The organism is Streptomyces sp. NBC_00019 (assembly GCF_045041015.1).
Classification (GTDB): Bacteria; Actinomycetota; Actinomycetes; order Streptomycetales; family Streptomycetaceae; genus Streptomyces.
Genome location: NZ_CP108302.1, coordinates 8,214,519 through 8,228,536 on the forward strand (window position 1 = coordinate 8,214,519; position 14,018 = coordinate 8,228,536).

Sequence of the window (14,018 nt, forward strand, 5' to 3'; positions counted from 1 at the left end):
TTCTCCGGGGGAGGCTCAGTCCTCGCGCAGGGCGCGGACCGCCTCCTTCACACGCTTGCCGTACTCCGGGTCGGCGGCGTGGAAGTGGGCCAGGTTCTTCTCGATCACGTCGTCGCGGGAGACCTGGGAGAGGCCACCGGCGATGTTCGCGACCAGACGGGACTTCTCGTCCTCGGACATCAGGCGGTACAGCTCACCGGCCTGGAAGAAGTCGTCGTCCTTGGTGTGCTGCGGGGCCTCGTGCGTGCCCGTGTACCCGTGGAGGGCCAGCGGCGCCGACAGCGGGCGGCCGGTCTCGACCGGGCCGTCGTACGAGTTCGGCTCGTAGTTCTTCGCCGCGCGGCCCTGGGAGTTGGACGCCATGAGGCCGTCACGGCCGTAGTTCCGCGCCGTCGTCGCCTTCGGGGCGTTCACCGCGAGCAGGGTGTGGTTGACGCCCAGACGGTAGCGGTGGGCGTCCGCGTAGGCGAACAGCCGGCCCTGGAGCATCTTGTCCGGCGAAGGACCGATGCCCGGCACGAAGTTGTTCGGGGAGAACGCGGCCTGCTCGACCTCGGCGAAGACGTTGTCCGGGTTGCGGTCCAGGACCAGACGGCCCACGCGCTGCAGCGGATAGTCCTTGTGCGGCCACACCTTGGTGAGGTCGAACGGGTTGAAACGGTAGTCCGCCGCCTCGGCCGCCGGCATGATCTGCACGTACAGCGTCCAGGACGGGTTCACGCCCCGCTCGATGGCCTGCAGCAGGTCCGTCTGGTGCGAGTTGGGGTCCTTGCCCGCGAGCTCGGCACCCTGCTCGGCCGACAGCGACCGGACGCCCTGGTTCGTCTTGAAGTGGTACTTGACGAAGAAGGCCTCGCCCTCGGCGTTCGTCCACTGATAGGTGTGCGAGCCGTAACCGTTCATGTGGCGGTACGACGCCGGGATGCCGCGGTCGCCCATCAGCCAGGTGATCTGGTGCGTGGCCTCGGGGGCGTGCGCCCAGAAGTCCCAGACGTTGTCCGGCTCCTGCTTGCCGGTGAACGGGTCGCGCTTCTGCGAGTGGATGAAGTCCGGGAACTTGATGGGGTCCTTGATGAAGAACACCGGGGTGTTGTTGCCGACGAGGTCGTAATTGCCCTCCTCGGTATAGAACTTGAGCGCGAAGCCGCGCGGGTCGCGCACCGCGTCCGCACCGCCGAGCGAGTCGGCCACGGTCGAGAAGCGCAGGAAGACCTCGGTGCGCCTGCCGACGGAGCTCAGGAAGTCGGCGTACGTGAAGCCGGTGACGTCGTCCGTCACCTCGAAGTAGCCGTACGCGCCGGAGCCGCGGGCGTGCACCACGCGCTCCGGGATGCGCTCACGGTTGAAGCGGGCGAGCTTCTCCAGCAGGTGCTGGTCCTGGAGGAGGAGCGGACCGCCGGCGCCGGCGGAGGCGGAGTTCTGGTTGTCGGCGACCGGGGCGCCGGACTCTGTCGTGAGCACGCGCTGCGACATCAAGGACCTTCCGTACGAGAGTCAGCGGAGGCTTCGGAAAGGAACTTCCGCTTTGTGGAGCCTAGGTTTGGGGCGATCTGGACGTCAACACTTTGTTGAAGATGCTCAGTCTTTTGTCGAAGTTGATTCCGGGCGGCGCCGCCGCTTGGGCGCGACAGGACAGTTGTCAGCGGCGGCGCCGCCCGGGGTCTTCGGTCAGACCTGGGCGCCGGAGAGGCGCTCCACGGCCCGAAGCAGTGCGGAGTGGTCCAGTCCGCCGTCGCCCTGCGCACGCAGCGATGCGACCAGCTGGGCGACGACCGCGCCGACGGGCAGGGCCGCGCCGACGTTGCGGGCGGCGTCGGTGACGATGCCCATGTCCTTGTGGTGCAGGTCGATGCGGAAGCCCGGCTTGAAGTCGCGGCTGAGGAAGTTGTCCTTCTTGCGCGTGAGCACGGTCGAGCCCGCGAGGCCGCCGTTGAGAACGTCCAGCGCGGCCTTCAGGTCCACGCCGGACTTCTCCAGGAAGACCACGGCCTCGGCGCACGCCTGGATGTTCACGGCGACGATCAGCTGGTTGGCGGCCTTCACGGTCTGGCCCGAGCCGTGCGGACCGCACAGCACGATGGTCTTGCCGAGGGCGTCGAGGATCGGCTTCGCGGTGTCGAAGTCGGCCTGCTCGCCGCCGACCATGATGGACAGCACGGCCTCGATCGCGCCGGCCTCGCCGCCGGACACCGGGGCGTCCAGGACGCGGATGCCCTTGTCCTTCGCCGCCTTCGCCAGGTCGACCGAGGTCTGCGGGGTGATCGAGGACATGTCGATCAGCAGGGCGCCGGACTTCGCGTTCTCGAGGATGCCGTCGGGGCCGTAGGCGATGGCCTCGACCTGCGGGGAGGCCGGCACCATCGTGATGACCGCGTCGGCGTCCCTCACGGACTCGGCGATCGAACCGCCGGCCTTGCCCCCGGCGGCGGCCAGACGGTCCAGCTTGTCCTGCTCCAGCGTGAAGCCGGTGACGTCGTAGCCCGCCTTGATGAGGTTCTCGGACATGGGGGAGCCCATGATGCCGAGGCCTATCCAGGCGATCTTGGGAAGGTTGCTCATGAGGGTGCCTCTCTCAGTACTTCTCTACGTCGGTGGGGTGGCGCTCAGCGGGCCGCGCGGGCCTCGGCCGGCAGCCACTCGAAGGCCTCGGCGCTGGGCTTGTCGCCCGGCTTGTACTCCAGGCCGACATAGCCCTCGTAACCGGCCTTCTTCAGCTGGTCGAGCAGCTCCGCCAGCGGCAGCGTCCCCGTGCCCGGCGCGCCGCGTCCGGGGTTGTCGGCGATCTGCACATGGCCGGTCCTCGAGGTGAACTCCTCGATCACCGACGGCAGGTCCTCACCGTTCATGGACAGGTGGTAGAGGTCCATGAGGAAGCGCGCGTTGTCCAGCCCGGTCGCCTCGTTGACCTTGTCGACGATCCCGACCGCGGCCGGCGCCGACACCAGCGGGTACAGCGGCGACTCGGGCTTGTTCAGCGCCTCGATCAGCAGAATCGCGCCGATCCGGTCGGCCGCCCGCGCCGCGAGGACCAGGTTCTCCAGGGCGAGCGCGTCCTGCTCGGCCGGGTCCACGCCCTCGACGCGGTTGCCGTACAGGGCGTTGAGCGCCTTGCAGCCCAGGGACCGGGCGAAGTCCGCGGCCACGTCGATGTTGGCGCGGAACCTCTCCGACTCCTCGCCGGGGAGCGACAGGGCGCCGCGGTCCGGGCCCGGCAGTCGGCCGGCGTAGAAGTTCAGGCCCGTGAGCTGGACGCCCGCGTCCTCGATCGCCCCCTTCAGGGCGTCGAGCTCGGACTGCTCGGGGGTGGGGAAGTCGATCCAGGGCCACCACAGCTCGACCGCGGTGAAGCCCGCCGCGGCTGCGGCCGCGGGGCGCTCCAGGAGCGGGAGTTCCGTGAAGAGGATCGACAGGTTGACGTTGAAGCGCTGCTCTGCGGCTGTGCCCGATTCAAAAGCTGGCATGTGGGCCTGCGCTCCCTTCCGTGTCGAGTGATTCCGTATTGCGGAAGTTTGTTTCTGCTTAATGGAAGATTGCCGTCGGGTGTAGCTGCTTGTCAAGAGGGGTCGGCGGAAGTACGTGCCGCGCGTTAGGTTGTGCGCGTGCGATTGAGAGTGGAGTTCACGACCGAGCCGTTCGACCTGGACGAGGCACCCGCGCACGCGCTGGTGGCCCGCGAGGTGGTCGAGGCGGCCGAGCTGGACGCGGTGGACGTCGGCCCGTTCGGCAACACGGCGGAAGGCGGGGCCGACGCCGTGCTCAACGCTGTCGACGCGCTGCTGCGCAAGTCCCTGGCGGCCGGTGCCACCCGGGTCTCGCTCCAGGTCAATGTGATCGGGGAGGGCGAGAAGTGACCGGCACGGGGGACGAGCCCTTCATCACGGCCGTGAAGCCGCTGGTCGACGCCATGGGTGGCGAGATGGTCCCGCCCGACGAGGCCGGCCCCGACGACGTCGTGCTCAGCTGGGGCGGCTCCGACGTGGTCGCCGTACGCCTGCCGCAGCTCGCGGACTCCCTCGATCACATCCTCGCCGCCATGGAGCGCAAGCAGGGCAAGCCGCTGGCCGACCTGGACCGCAAGGCCAAGCAGGAGGTCGTACGGATACTGGAGGCGCGTGGCGCCTTCTCCGTACGGCATGGCGTGGAGACCGTGGCGAGCGCGCTCGGGGTGAGCCGCTTCACCGTCTACAACTACCTCAATCGTGACAAAGGTGTCTGACCTGCATCTCCACGGGCTTCGTAACCCGGAATTTTCAACAAAGTGTTGACGTCTTGTTTCGAAGGGCGTTAGCTAACGGAAGCCCGTTCAGTACGAAGGCCGTTCGCGGCCACGGAGGCTCCCGTGACTTCGACTTCCACGCCGCCGGGCCTTACCCGGTTCAACGCCCTCGAGGAGCATGCGGCCTTCGCCGCTCTCCACGAGGCGTGTGCCTCCACGGCATGGGCGCAGCGGCTGCTCGTCGCACGCCCGTATCCCACCGTCGACACCCTCTACGCCGCCAGTGACGCCGCCATGGCCGAGCTGACCACGGCGGACCTGGAGGAGGCGATGGCCGGGCACCCGCCCATCGGCCGCCCCAAGGAGGGCGACCCGACCTCGGCGCGGGAGCAGCGCGGCATGGCCGGCGCCTCCGAGGACCTCAGGACTCAGATGCTGGAACTGAACCTGGCCTACCAGGACAGGTTCGGCCATGTCTTCCTCATCTGCGCCACCGGCAGGACCGGCGAGCAGATGCGCGACGCGGTCAAGGAGCGGATCGGGAACTCGCCGGAGCAGGAGCGGGAGATCGTCCGCACCGAGCTGGGCAAGATCAACCGTATCCGGCTCGCCCGACTCGTCGAGGAGGACTGACGCAGCATGAGCACCAGCACCACCGCCTCGGTGTCCACGCACATCCTGGACACCAGCATCGGCCGCCCCGCGCAGGACGTCGCCATCCAGCTCACGGCCCGCTCGGGCCGGGACGCCCGGTGGCAGACGCTCGGCGGTTCGGCGACCGACGCGGACGGGCGGTGCAAGGACCTCCCGGCTCTGCCGGAGGGGACCACCCACGTACGGCTCGACTTCGCGGTCGAGGCGTACTTCGAAAAGAAGCAAGCCGATGCGCAGCAGGACGCCCCCGCGAGTCGGGACAGCGGTGCCGTGTTCTTCCCCGAGGTGGCGATCACCTTCGCCGTGCAGCCCGGGGAGCACTACCACGTACCGCTGCTGCTCAACCCGTTCGGCTACTCCGTTTACCGAGGGAGCTAGCTAAATGCCCACGATCCTGGGACAGAACCAGTACGGCAAGGCCGAGAACCGAGTCGTAAAGATCACGCGGGACGGCGCCACCCATCACATCAAGGACCTCAACGTCTCGGTCGCGCTCTCCGGCGACATGGACGAGGTCCACTACTCCGGCTCCAACGCCCACGTCCTGCCGACCGACACCACCAAGAACACGGTGTACGCGTTCGCCAAGGAGCACGGCATCGAGTCGGCCGAACAGTTCGGCATCCACCTCGCGCGCCACTTCGTGACGTCGCAGGAACCGATCAAGGTCGCGCGGATCCGCATCGAGGAGTACGCCTGGGAGCGCATCGCCGCCTCCGACGCCAACTCGCAGTTCATCGGCGCGGACGAGGTCAAGCACTCCTTCGTCCGCAAGGGCCAGGAGACCCGGGTCACGCAGATCACCTACGACGGTGAGAAGTGGGAGGTCGTCTCCGGCCTCAAGGACCTCGTCGTGATGAACTCGACCAACTCCGAGTTCTGGGGCTACGTCAAGGACAAGTACACGACGCTCCAGGAGGCGTACGACCGCATCCTGGCCACCCAGGTCTCCAGCCGCTGGCGGTTCAACTGGACCGACGACGAGCAGCGGATGCCCAACTGGGAGAAGTCCTACGAGCAGACCAGGAAGCACATGCTCCAGGCCTTCGCCGAGACCTACTCGCTCTCGCTCCAGCAGACCCTGTACCAGATGGGTTCGCGGATCATCAACAACCGCAGCGAGATCGACGAGGTGCGCTTCTCGCTCCCGAACAAGCACCACTTCCTCGTGGACCTGGAGCCGTTCGGGCTCAAGAACGACAACGAGGTGTACTTCGCCGCCGACCGGCCCTACGGCCTGATCGAGGCGACGATCCTGCGGGACGGCTGCGAGCCGAAGATCCCGGTGGACCTCACCAACCTGTAGCAACCCGACATCGGCACCCGCGGCCGGCGGGGCGAGCTCTTCCGGGCTCCCCGGCCGCGGCACTCAAACTCCCGGGGTCCTGCCGTGCCCACTCCACATCAGCACACCCTCAGGACAAAGGGGCGAACCATGGCAGCAGCCCAGCGCATCGTCATCGAGAACTGTTCGATCGCGACCGTCGACGCCGACGACACCGAGTACGCGAGCGGATACGTCGTCATCGCCGACAACCGCATCGAGGCGCTCGGCGCGGGCAGGGCCCCCGAGGGCCTGGAGAACGTCGTACGCCGTATCGACGCCTCCGGTCATCTCGTGACCCCGGGTCTGGTCAACACGCACCACCACTTCTACCAGTGGATCACCCGGGGCCTGGCCACCGACCACAACCTCTTCGACTGGCTCGTCGCGCTGTACCCGACGTGGGCGCGCATCGACGAGCAGATGTGCTACTCGGCGGCCCAGGGTTCGCTCGGCATGATGGCCCGCGGCGGCGTCACCACCGCCATGGACCACCACTACGTCTTCCCCAGGGACTCCGGCGACCTGTCCGGCGCGATCATCCGCGCCGCCCGTGAGATGGGCGTCCGCTTCACCCTCGCCCGCGGCTCCATGGACCGCAGCGAGAAGGACGGCGGCCTGCCCCCGGACTTCGCCGTCGAGACCCTCGAAGGTGCCCTCGCCGCGACCGAGGCGACCGTGAAGGAGCACCACGACTCCTCCTTCGACGCCATGACCCAGGTGGCCGTGGCCCCCTGCTCGCCGTTCTCGGTCTCCACCGAACTCCTGCGTGACGGTGCCGAGTTGGCCCGCCGTCTGGGCGTGCGCCTGCACACCCACGGTTCGGAGACCGTCGAGGAGGAGCAGTTCTGCAAGGAACTGTTCGGCATGGGGCCGACCGACTACTTCGAGTCCACCGGCTGGCTCGGCGAGGACGTGTGGATGGCGCACTGCGTCCACATGAACGACTCCGACATCGCCGCGTTCGCCCGGACCAAGACGGGCGTGGCCCACTGCCCTTCGTCGAACGCCCGTCTGGCCGCCGGTATCGCACGGGTCCCGGACATGCTGAAGGCCGGCGTCCCGGTCGGCCTCGGTGTCGACGGCACCGCCTCCAACGAGTCGGGCGAGCTGCACACCGAGCTGCGCAACGCGCTGCTCATCAACCGCCTCGGAGCCCACCGCGAGGCCGCCCTGAACGCCCGCCAGGCCCTGCGCCTGGGCACGTTCGGCGGCGCCCAGGTCCTGGGGCGCGGGGGCCAGATCGGCTCCCTGGAGCCGGGCAAGCTCGCCGACCTGGTGCTGTGGAAGCTGGACACCCTCGCCCACGCCTCCATCGCCGACCCGGTCACCGCGCTGGTCTTCGGTGCGGCCGCCCCGGTCACGGCCTCCTTCGTCAACGGCCGCCAGATCGTCGAGAACAACCGTCTGCTGCACGTCGACGAGGACGCGATCGCGCGCTCCACGCGGGAGCAGGCGCAGCGCCTGGCGAAGATCGCCGGTCACTGAACACCGTACTGAAGTACGGCCTGTGAACTCCGGCCGGGAGGGACGGCTCCTGGCCGGCAGCCGTGAACCCGAGCGGGGTTCATGGCGGCCGTCTCCGGGGTGCGCGCCACACGCGCGCGCCCCGGAACGGTCTCCGTGCATCCCCATGCACCCGTCCTCCGGTCCCGCACGACCGCGCACCACCTCCAAGAAACCCACGTCAGAGCCGACGTGTTAGCTGACCCGGAGGAACCGCCGTGACCGCCCACCCCGTGGACGAAAAGCTCCCCGCACTCAAAATGGCCACCACTGGCCTCCAACACGTGGCCGCCATGTACGCCGGAGTCGTCGCCCCGCCCCTGATCGTCGGCGCGGCCATCGGCCTGTCCGGCACCGAACTCACCTTCCTGACCGGCGCCTGTCTCTTCACCGCCGGCCTCGCCACCTTCCTGCAGACCCTGGGCATCTGGAAGATCGGTGCCCGGCTGCCCTTCGTCAACGGCGTCACCTTCGCCGGCGTGGCCCCGATGACCGCGATCGTGGCGTCCACCGACGACAAGTCCGACGCGCTGCCGGTCATCTTCGGCGCGGTGATCGTCGCCGGTCTCCTCGGCTTCCTGGCCGCCCCCTTCTTCAGCAAGGCGGTCCGCTTCTTCCCGCCCGTCGTCACGGGGACGGTCATCACGCTCATAGGCGTGTCCCTGCTGCCGGTCGCCTTCGGCTGGGCGCAAGGGCCCAACCCTGCGGCGGACGACTACGGTTCGACCACCTATCTGGGTCTCGCGGGTGCGACGCTGGTGATCGTCCTGCTCCTGCGCCGCTTCACCCGGGGCTTCGTCAAGCAGATCGCCGTCCTGCTCGGCCTGGTGATCGGCACCCTGGTCGCGATCCCCTTCGGAGTCACCGACTTCGGCCCGGTCGCGGACGCGGACGTGGTCGGGTTCCCGACGCCGTTCCACTTCGGCGCCCCGCAGTTCCAGGTCGCCGCGATCGTGTCGATGATCGTGGTGATGGTGGTCTCGATGACCGAATCGACCGCGGACATGCTGGCGTTGGGCGAGATCGTCGACCGCCCGGCCGATGAGAAGACCATCGCGGCGGGTCTGCGCGCCGACACCCTCGGCTCGGCCGTCAGCCCGCTCTTCAACGGCTTCATGTGCAGCGCCTTCGCCCAGAACATCGGCCTGGTCGCGATGACGAGGATCCGCAGCCGGTACGTCGTCGCCACCGGCGGCGCCTTCCTGGTGCTGATGGGCCTGTGCCCGATGGCCGCCTCGCTCATCGCCGTCGTACCACGTCCGGTGCTCGGAGGCGCGGGCGTGGTCCTGTTCGGATCGGTCGCGGCGAGCGGCATCCAGACCCTGGTCCGGGCCGGTCTGGACAAGGACAACAACGTCCTGATCGTGGCCGTCTCGCTCGCCGTCGGGATCATCCCGATCACGGCGCCGGAGTTCTACCACGCGTTCCCCGAGACGGCGAAGATCGTGCTCGACTCGGGGATCTCGACGGGCTGCGTGGCCGCGGTGGTGCTCAACCTGCTCTTCAACCACCTCGGCAGACAGCGCGACGCGCAGGACGTCACGCACCCGATGGAAGCCGGCGAGGAGATCGCGGCGGCGCACTAGCCGATCGTGTAACTGTCCCCGTACACCTTCCACTTGAGCGGTGTGGCCAGGTCGAGATTGCCCTTCTCGAGGAAGACCCGTTGGGCGGTCTCGACCCGGCTCACGTCGCTGTGGGCGGCCTCCTGCCGCATCGCCCACACCCGGGCGTCCAGGAAGGCGTGCAGATACGTCTTCTCACCGCCGCCGTCCGCAGGGGTGTCGGCGTTACTCCTGGCCCGCTTGCGGATGCCGCCGAAGCTGAGGCTGTCGGTGCCGGGACCGTGCATGACCATCGCGTCGTAGTAGACGAACTGGCCGAGCGTGCCGAGACCGTCCTTCTTGGCACGCGCGACCGCCGGATCGAAGTAGACGCGGTCCCGCTCGTCGCGTTGGGCCTCGCGGAAGGCGGCCGCCTTCGCCGCCTTGCGCCAGGCGGTGGGGAAGCCCGGATCCAGCCCCTCGTGCGAGTCGCTGCCGTCCACCGCCCGCAGCGCCGACAGATAGCCGGCCAGCGGGTTGTCCGCGTCCCTCTCGGTGTACAGCTCGACCAGCGCGAGCATGTCGCTCGTCCCGGAGCAGAAGCCGATGACGCCGCCCGTGTAGCCACGGCCGTCCCCGATGTCCTCGATGTACCTGTACTGCGCCTTCCAGTCCAGGGAGGAGTTCTCCGCGCTGGACACCAGCCGCATCGCGAGCTCCTTCTTCTCCGGGTCGTCGAGCCCGGTCGAGTCCGCGGCCTGCGCGGAGGGCCACTGAGTGCTCAACACCGCCGTCCCGAGGGCGGCGAGCACGGTACGACGGGCGGCTTTTCCGGACGGGAAGGGCACGTGTTCTCCAAGGCAGACGCTGTGAGCGGCAGTCGAGAGTCGCGCGCCGACTTGGGAAAGCCGTGGGGTGCCCTTGGCAAGTCACTGTGAGTTGCTGTCCGGCCCGTGCCATGAGGTTCGCATCCCAATTCAGGGGCGCGGATTCGCCTGGCAGGGGGTGGCCGCGGGGAGCCGGCCGGTGAAGTACGAGCGGGGCGGGACGCCCATGAGGTCGCGGAAGTCGGATGTCATGTGCGACTGGTCGTAGTAGCCGGTGGCGGTGGCGAGTTCGGCCCAGGGAGCTGTCGTGGCGTGGGTGAGGACCGCGTGCACGCGATTGATGCGGGCGTAGTGCTTGGGGGACAGGCCCACCCCCTCCGCGAAGAGGTTGCGCAACTGGCGCTCGCTGACGGCCAGTTCGCGGGCCACCTGGCTGACCTGCCCAGGGGTGCGGCCGATCCGCACGGACATCGCGTCGACCCCGGCCCGCACCAGCTCGGCGCGGTCGGACGTCCTGGTGAGCCGGTCCGGCAGCACGTCCGCCAGATGGGCCGCCGTCTGCTCGGGCGCCAACCAGCGCAGATCACGGCCGAGTTCGCGTGCGGTGCTGCTCGGCAGTTCGTCCAGCGGAACGACCTTCCCCACCAGCGCGACCGCCGGAACACCCAGTAGGGGGCGGGCCGTTCCGGGAGCGAGGCGCATCTCCACGCAGGAGGCCAGGGCCTTGCCGTCGTGGTACGAAGCCCGGACCCGAGGACCGACGGCGATGACGTCACGGTGCCCGCTCACTCCCACGCGTACGACGATCTTCGTGCCGACGTCCGGGAGATGGACGAACGACTCCTCGGGCGGGCCGACGGCGGCCACGGTGCTGATCCCGGTGATCCAGGGACGCAGTGCCTCGGGCATCGCAAGGGCCTGCTCGGCGCGGGAGTTCGTCACCCCTTCACCGTAGACGAGCCGCACGGCCCGGAGGGCGGGCGAACCGTGCCGGAATTTCCAAGAGCCCGGGCCCCTGTCCGGCGCACGGTGGGGACATGATCCTCGTTACCGGTGCCACGGGCACCATCGGCAGTGAACTCGTACGACAGCTCGCGGCGCGCGGCGAGAAGGTCCGCGCCCTGACCCGCGACCCGGAGAAAGCTCAGGTGCCGCCGGGGGTGGAGGTGGTGCGCGGGGACTACCTCGACCCCGGCTCCCTGGAGGGCGCGACGGCGGGTGTGACGGCCGCGTTCCTGCTGGGCGCGCCCGGTCCGGGCTCACGGCACGACCAGGCGCTGGTGGAGGCCGCGGCTGCGGCGGGCGTCCACCGGCTGGTGAAGCTCTCCGCGATCGGGACGGGCGATCCCGAGGTCGGTCCGTCCGGCGCCTGGCATGTGCCCGGTGAGCAGGCGGTGCGGGACAGCGGCACCGAGTGGACGATCCTGCGGCCCTCGTCCTTCGCCTCGAACACGCTGAGCTGGGCGCAGGCCGTCGGGCAGGGCGAGCCGGTGCCGAACATGACCGGTGACGGGCTGTCCGGGGTGATCGATCCGCGAGACGTGTCCGAGGTCGCGGCGCGGATCCTCGTCGACGGCGGACACGCGGGGCGGACGTACACCCTGACCGGCCCCGAGGCGATCAGCGTCCCCGACCAGGCCGCCGTACTGGCCTCGGTCCTCGGCCGGCCGGTCGCGACCCGGGATCTCTCGCCGGACGAGACCCGCGACCACCTGCTCACCGCGTGGGGCTTCGACGAGGCGCAGGCGGCGGGCATCCTGGCGGGTACGGCCTTCGTGCGCGGGGGAGGCAACGCGGTCGTCACGGAGGATGTGCCGGAGGTGCTGGGGCGGGCGGCCCGGACGTACCGGGAGTGGGCCGAGGACCACCGGCAGGCGTTCGCCGCAGGGTGACGGGATGGCGCGGTGGCGGACAGCGGGGGCCCGCCACCGGCCCCGGCTGCGGAACCGCGCCCCCTAAGGGGCGCGGGGAACTGCGCGATCAGCCCCCACCGGCCCGCAGGTTGGTCACCGTTCCCCAACGGAGTGGCGTCGCAGCACCCCCGCCGCCAGCCCCAACGCCACCACCGCGATCCCCGTCCCCACCCCGAACGCCAGCTGATACCCCTCGGCCATCGCCGCGAGGCGCCCCGTACCGCCGTCGACCAGCCCCTCCGTCCGGCTCGCCGCCAGTACCGACAGCACCGCCAGCCCCAGCGAACCACCCACCACCTGCGTGGTGTTGAACAGTCCGGACGCCAGCCCCGCGTCCTCCTCCCGCGCCCCCGACATGGCCAGCCCGGTCAGCGCGGGCATCGCCGCGGCGAACCCGGCGCCGAGCAGGAGCAGCGACGGGAGTACGTCGGTGACGTAAGCGCCGTCGACGGGTGCCCGGCTCAGCAGGGCCATGCCGGCGACGATGAGGACGAGCCCGGCGAGCAGCACCCGGTACGCGCCGAACCGCCCGATGGTCCGCGCCGACAGGCCGAGCATCAGCGCCCCGATCACGATCGGCGCCGGCAGGAACGCGGTGCCGGTGGCCAACTCGCCGTATCCCAGGACGCGTTGGAGGTAGAGCGCGGCGATGAACTGGAAGCCGTACATGGTGGCGATCATCAGGATCTGCACGGCGTTCGCACCGCTCAGCACCCGGGAGCGGAACAGTCGCAGCCGCAGCAGCGGGCGGGCGGTCCGCGCCTGACGGACGGTGAACGCCACGAAGAGGGTGACGGCGAGGGCGGCCAGCAGGAGCGTGGCGGTCAGATCGCGGTCACCGGCTCCGACGATGACGTAGACCGTGAGCATCAGGGCGCCCGTGACCAGCGTCGCGCCGGGATAGTCGGCACCCTTGCCGAGTCCCTCCCCGCTGTCCGGGGCCAGGACACGGGACGCCGCCAGCAGGGCGACGATGCCGATGGGGAGGTTGATCAGGAAGATCCAGTGCCAGTTCAGGACCTCGGTCAGCGCCCCGCCCAGGAACGTGCCGAGGGAAGCGCCGCCGGCGCCGACCGCGCTGAACACCGCGATGGCACGGGCCTGTTCGCGCGGCTCGGGGAACAGGGCGACCAGCATGCCGAGGACCACGGCCGAGGTCATCGCCCCACCCACGCCCTGCAGGGCACGGGCCGCGATCAGCACACCCTGCTCGGTCGCCACCCCGCACAGCACGGACGCCACGGTGAACACGGCGAGCCCCGCGGTGAACATCCGTTTGCGGCCCACGAGATCACCGAGCCGGCCGACGAGCAGCAACAGCCCGCCGAAGGCGATGAGATAGGCGTTGACGACCCACGCCAGGCCCGGGGCCGAGAAGCCGAGGTCGCTCTGGATGGCCGGCATGGCGACCGTGACGATGTTGCCGTCCAGGACCGTCATCAGCGTCCCCGCGCACAGGACGACAAGGGAGGCCCAGCGGGAGTACGTTCGCTGTGTTCGGTGCGGTGTCCGGCTACGGGACTCGATGATGGCCGTCATGGCGGCGTTGCCTCCGGTCTTCCCTTGGTGCACGACTTGTAACGGGGTTCATCGTGGGTGACCATGGAGGCCGGCCGTAAGGAGGCAGTCCGATGTCCCAGAGGAACACGGGTGTTACCGTCCAGGCAGTGAACGCGCACGCCTGCCCCGTCCGCGAAGTTCTTGACAGGGTCAGCGGCAAATGGAGCGTCCAGATCCTGGTCGCCGCCGCCCACGGGCCCATCCGTTTCACCGAGTTGGAGCGCAGCATCGAGGGCATCAGCCGCCGCATGCTGACCCTGACGCTGCGCAACCTGGAGCGCGACGGACTCGTGACCCGTACCGTGCACCCGACGGTCCCGCCCAAGGTCGAGTACGAACTCACCACGGCGGCCCGGGAGTTGCACGAGACCCTGCAGCGCCTGACCGACTGGGCCGAGCGCAACAGGGTCTACATCGCCGAGTCGAGGGCCGCCTACGACACCGAGCACCAGCCGGAGCTGGTCGACGCATAGG

General features: G+C 69.5%; 15 protein-coding genes. 9 read left to right on the forward strand and 6 right to left on the reverse strand.

Features of this window, described 5'->3' with window-relative positions:
• Positions 1 to 15: 15 nt before the first annotated feature.
• From OHU89_RS38395 to OHU89_RS38405, 3 genes are all read right to left on the reverse strand, one after another.
• Positions 16 to 1,473, reverse strand: a complete 1,458-nt coding sequence (locus OHU89_RS38395) for a catalase (RefSeq protein WP_405649546.1) — start codon at positions 1,471 to 1,473, stop codon at positions 16 to 18.
• Positions 1,474 to 1,668: 195 nt separating this feature from the next.
• Positions 1,669 to 2,559, reverse strand: a complete 891-nt coding sequence (locus OHU89_RS38400; RefSeq protein WP_405649547.1) for a 2-hydroxy-3-oxopropionate reductase — start codon at positions 2,557 to 2,559, stop codon at positions 1,669 to 1,671.
• Between the two features lie 44 nt (positions 2,560 to 2,603).
• Complete coding sequence (locus OHU89_RS38405; protein ID WP_405649548.1) at positions 2,604 to 3,461, reverse strand: TIM barrel protein; 858 nt, start codon at positions 3,459 to 3,461, stop codon at positions 2,604 to 2,606.
• Positions 3,462 to 3,599: 138 nt separating this feature from the next.
• Between OHU89_RS38405 and OHU89_RS38410 the strand changes: the two genes are divergently transcribed.
• The 7 genes from OHU89_RS38410 to OHU89_RS38440 all read left to right on the forward strand — a co-directional run bounded on the left by OHU89_RS38410 (position 3,600) and on the right by OHU89_RS38440 (position 9,286).
• Entirely contained in the window at positions 3,600 to 3,851 is a 252-nt protein-coding gene (locus OHU89_RS38410; RefSeq protein ID WP_405649549.1) for a hypothetical protein, read from the forward strand.
• Positions 3,848 to 4,216 (forward strand): helix-turn-helix domain-containing protein, encoded by a 369-nt coding sequence (locus OHU89_RS38415; protein WP_266886361.1) that lies wholly within the window; start codon positions 3,848 to 3,850, stop codon positions 4,214 to 4,216. The genes OHU89_RS38410 and OHU89_RS38415 overlap by 4 nt, the downstream gene beginning before the upstream one ends.
• 123 nt (positions 4,217 to 4,339) lie before the next feature.
• Positions 4,340 to 4,849, forward strand: coding sequence for a 2-oxo-4-hydroxy-4-carboxy-5-ureidoimidazoline decarboxylase (uraD, locus tag OHU89_RS38420; RefSeq protein WP_405649550.1), 510 nt, complete (start codon positions 4,340 to 4,342; stop codon positions 4,847 to 4,849).
• A 6-nt stretch (positions 4,850 to 4,855) separates the two neighbouring features.
• Positions 4,856 to 5,248 (forward strand): hydroxyisourate hydrolase, encoded by a 393-nt coding sequence (uraH, locus tag OHU89_RS38425; RefSeq protein ID WP_266886357.1) that lies wholly within the window; start codon positions 4,856 to 4,858, stop codon positions 5,246 to 5,248.
• Between the two features lie 4 nt (positions 5,249 to 5,252).
• Complete coding sequence (gene pucL, locus OHU89_RS38430) at positions 5,253 to 6,176, forward strand: factor-independent urate hydroxylase (RefSeq protein WP_266886354.1); 924 nt, start codon at positions 5,253 to 5,255, stop codon at positions 6,174 to 6,176.
• 129 nt (positions 6,177 to 6,305) lie between these two features.
• Positions 6,306 to 7,682 carry an 8-oxoguanine deaminase gene (locus OHU89_RS38435; protein ID WP_405649551.1) on the forward strand — a complete coding sequence of 459 codons (1,377 nt, stop codon included), beginning with the start codon at positions 6,306 to 6,308 and terminating at the stop codon, positions 7,680 to 7,682.
• A 236-nt stretch (positions 7,683 to 7,918) separates the two neighbouring features.
• The gene (locus OHU89_RS38440) at positions 7,919 to 9,286 is read left to right on the forward strand and encodes a nucleobase:cation symporter-2 family protein (protein ID WP_405649552.1); all 1,368 of its coding nucleotides are present in this window, start codon (positions 7,919 to 7,921) and stop codon (positions 9,284 to 9,286) included.
• Here OHU89_RS38440 and OHU89_RS38445 read toward each other — a convergent pair.
• Together OHU89_RS38445 and OHU89_RS38450 are read right to left on the reverse strand one after the other, a co-directional pair.
• Positions 9,283 to 10,092, reverse strand: a complete 810-nt coding sequence (locus OHU89_RS38445; RefSeq protein WP_405649553.1) for a chitosanase — start codon at positions 10,090 to 10,092, stop codon at positions 9,283 to 9,285. The two genes, OHU89_RS38440 and OHU89_RS38445, sit on opposite strands and share 4 nt — an antisense overlap.
• Positions 10,093 to 10,221: 129 nt before the next feature.
• Positions 10,222 to 11,013 (reverse strand): helix-turn-helix domain-containing protein, encoded by a 792-nt coding sequence (locus OHU89_RS38450; RefSeq protein ID WP_266886346.1) that lies wholly within the window; start codon positions 11,011 to 11,013, stop codon positions 10,222 to 10,224.
• Positions 11,014 to 11,108: 95 nt separating this feature from the next.
• Here OHU89_RS38450 and OHU89_RS38455 point away from each other — a divergent pair, with 95 nt between their 5' ends.
• Positions 11,109 to 11,963, forward strand: coding sequence for an SDR family oxidoreductase (locus OHU89_RS38455; protein ID WP_405649554.1), 855 nt, complete (start codon positions 11,109 to 11,111; stop codon positions 11,961 to 11,963).
• Positions 11,964 to 12,077: 114 nt separating this feature from the next.
• Here the strand turns inward: OHU89_RS38455 and OHU89_RS38460 are convergent, their stop codons facing one another.
• On the reverse strand, positions 12,078 to 13,523 hold the full coding sequence (locus OHU89_RS38460) for an MFS transporter (RefSeq protein ID WP_405649555.1): 1,446 nt from the start codon (positions 13,521 to 13,523) through the stop codon (positions 12,078 to 12,080).
• Positions 13,524 to 13,615: 92 nt separating this feature from the next.
• On the opposite strand from OHU89_RS38460, the gene OHU89_RS38465 reads away from it, so the two are divergent.
• Positions 13,616 to 14,017 (forward strand): helix-turn-helix domain-containing protein, encoded by a 402-nt coding sequence (locus OHU89_RS38465; RefSeq protein WP_361541453.1) that lies wholly within the window; start codon positions 13,616 to 13,618, stop codon positions 14,015 to 14,017.
• The last annotated feature ends 1 nt before the right edge of the window (position 14,018 follow it).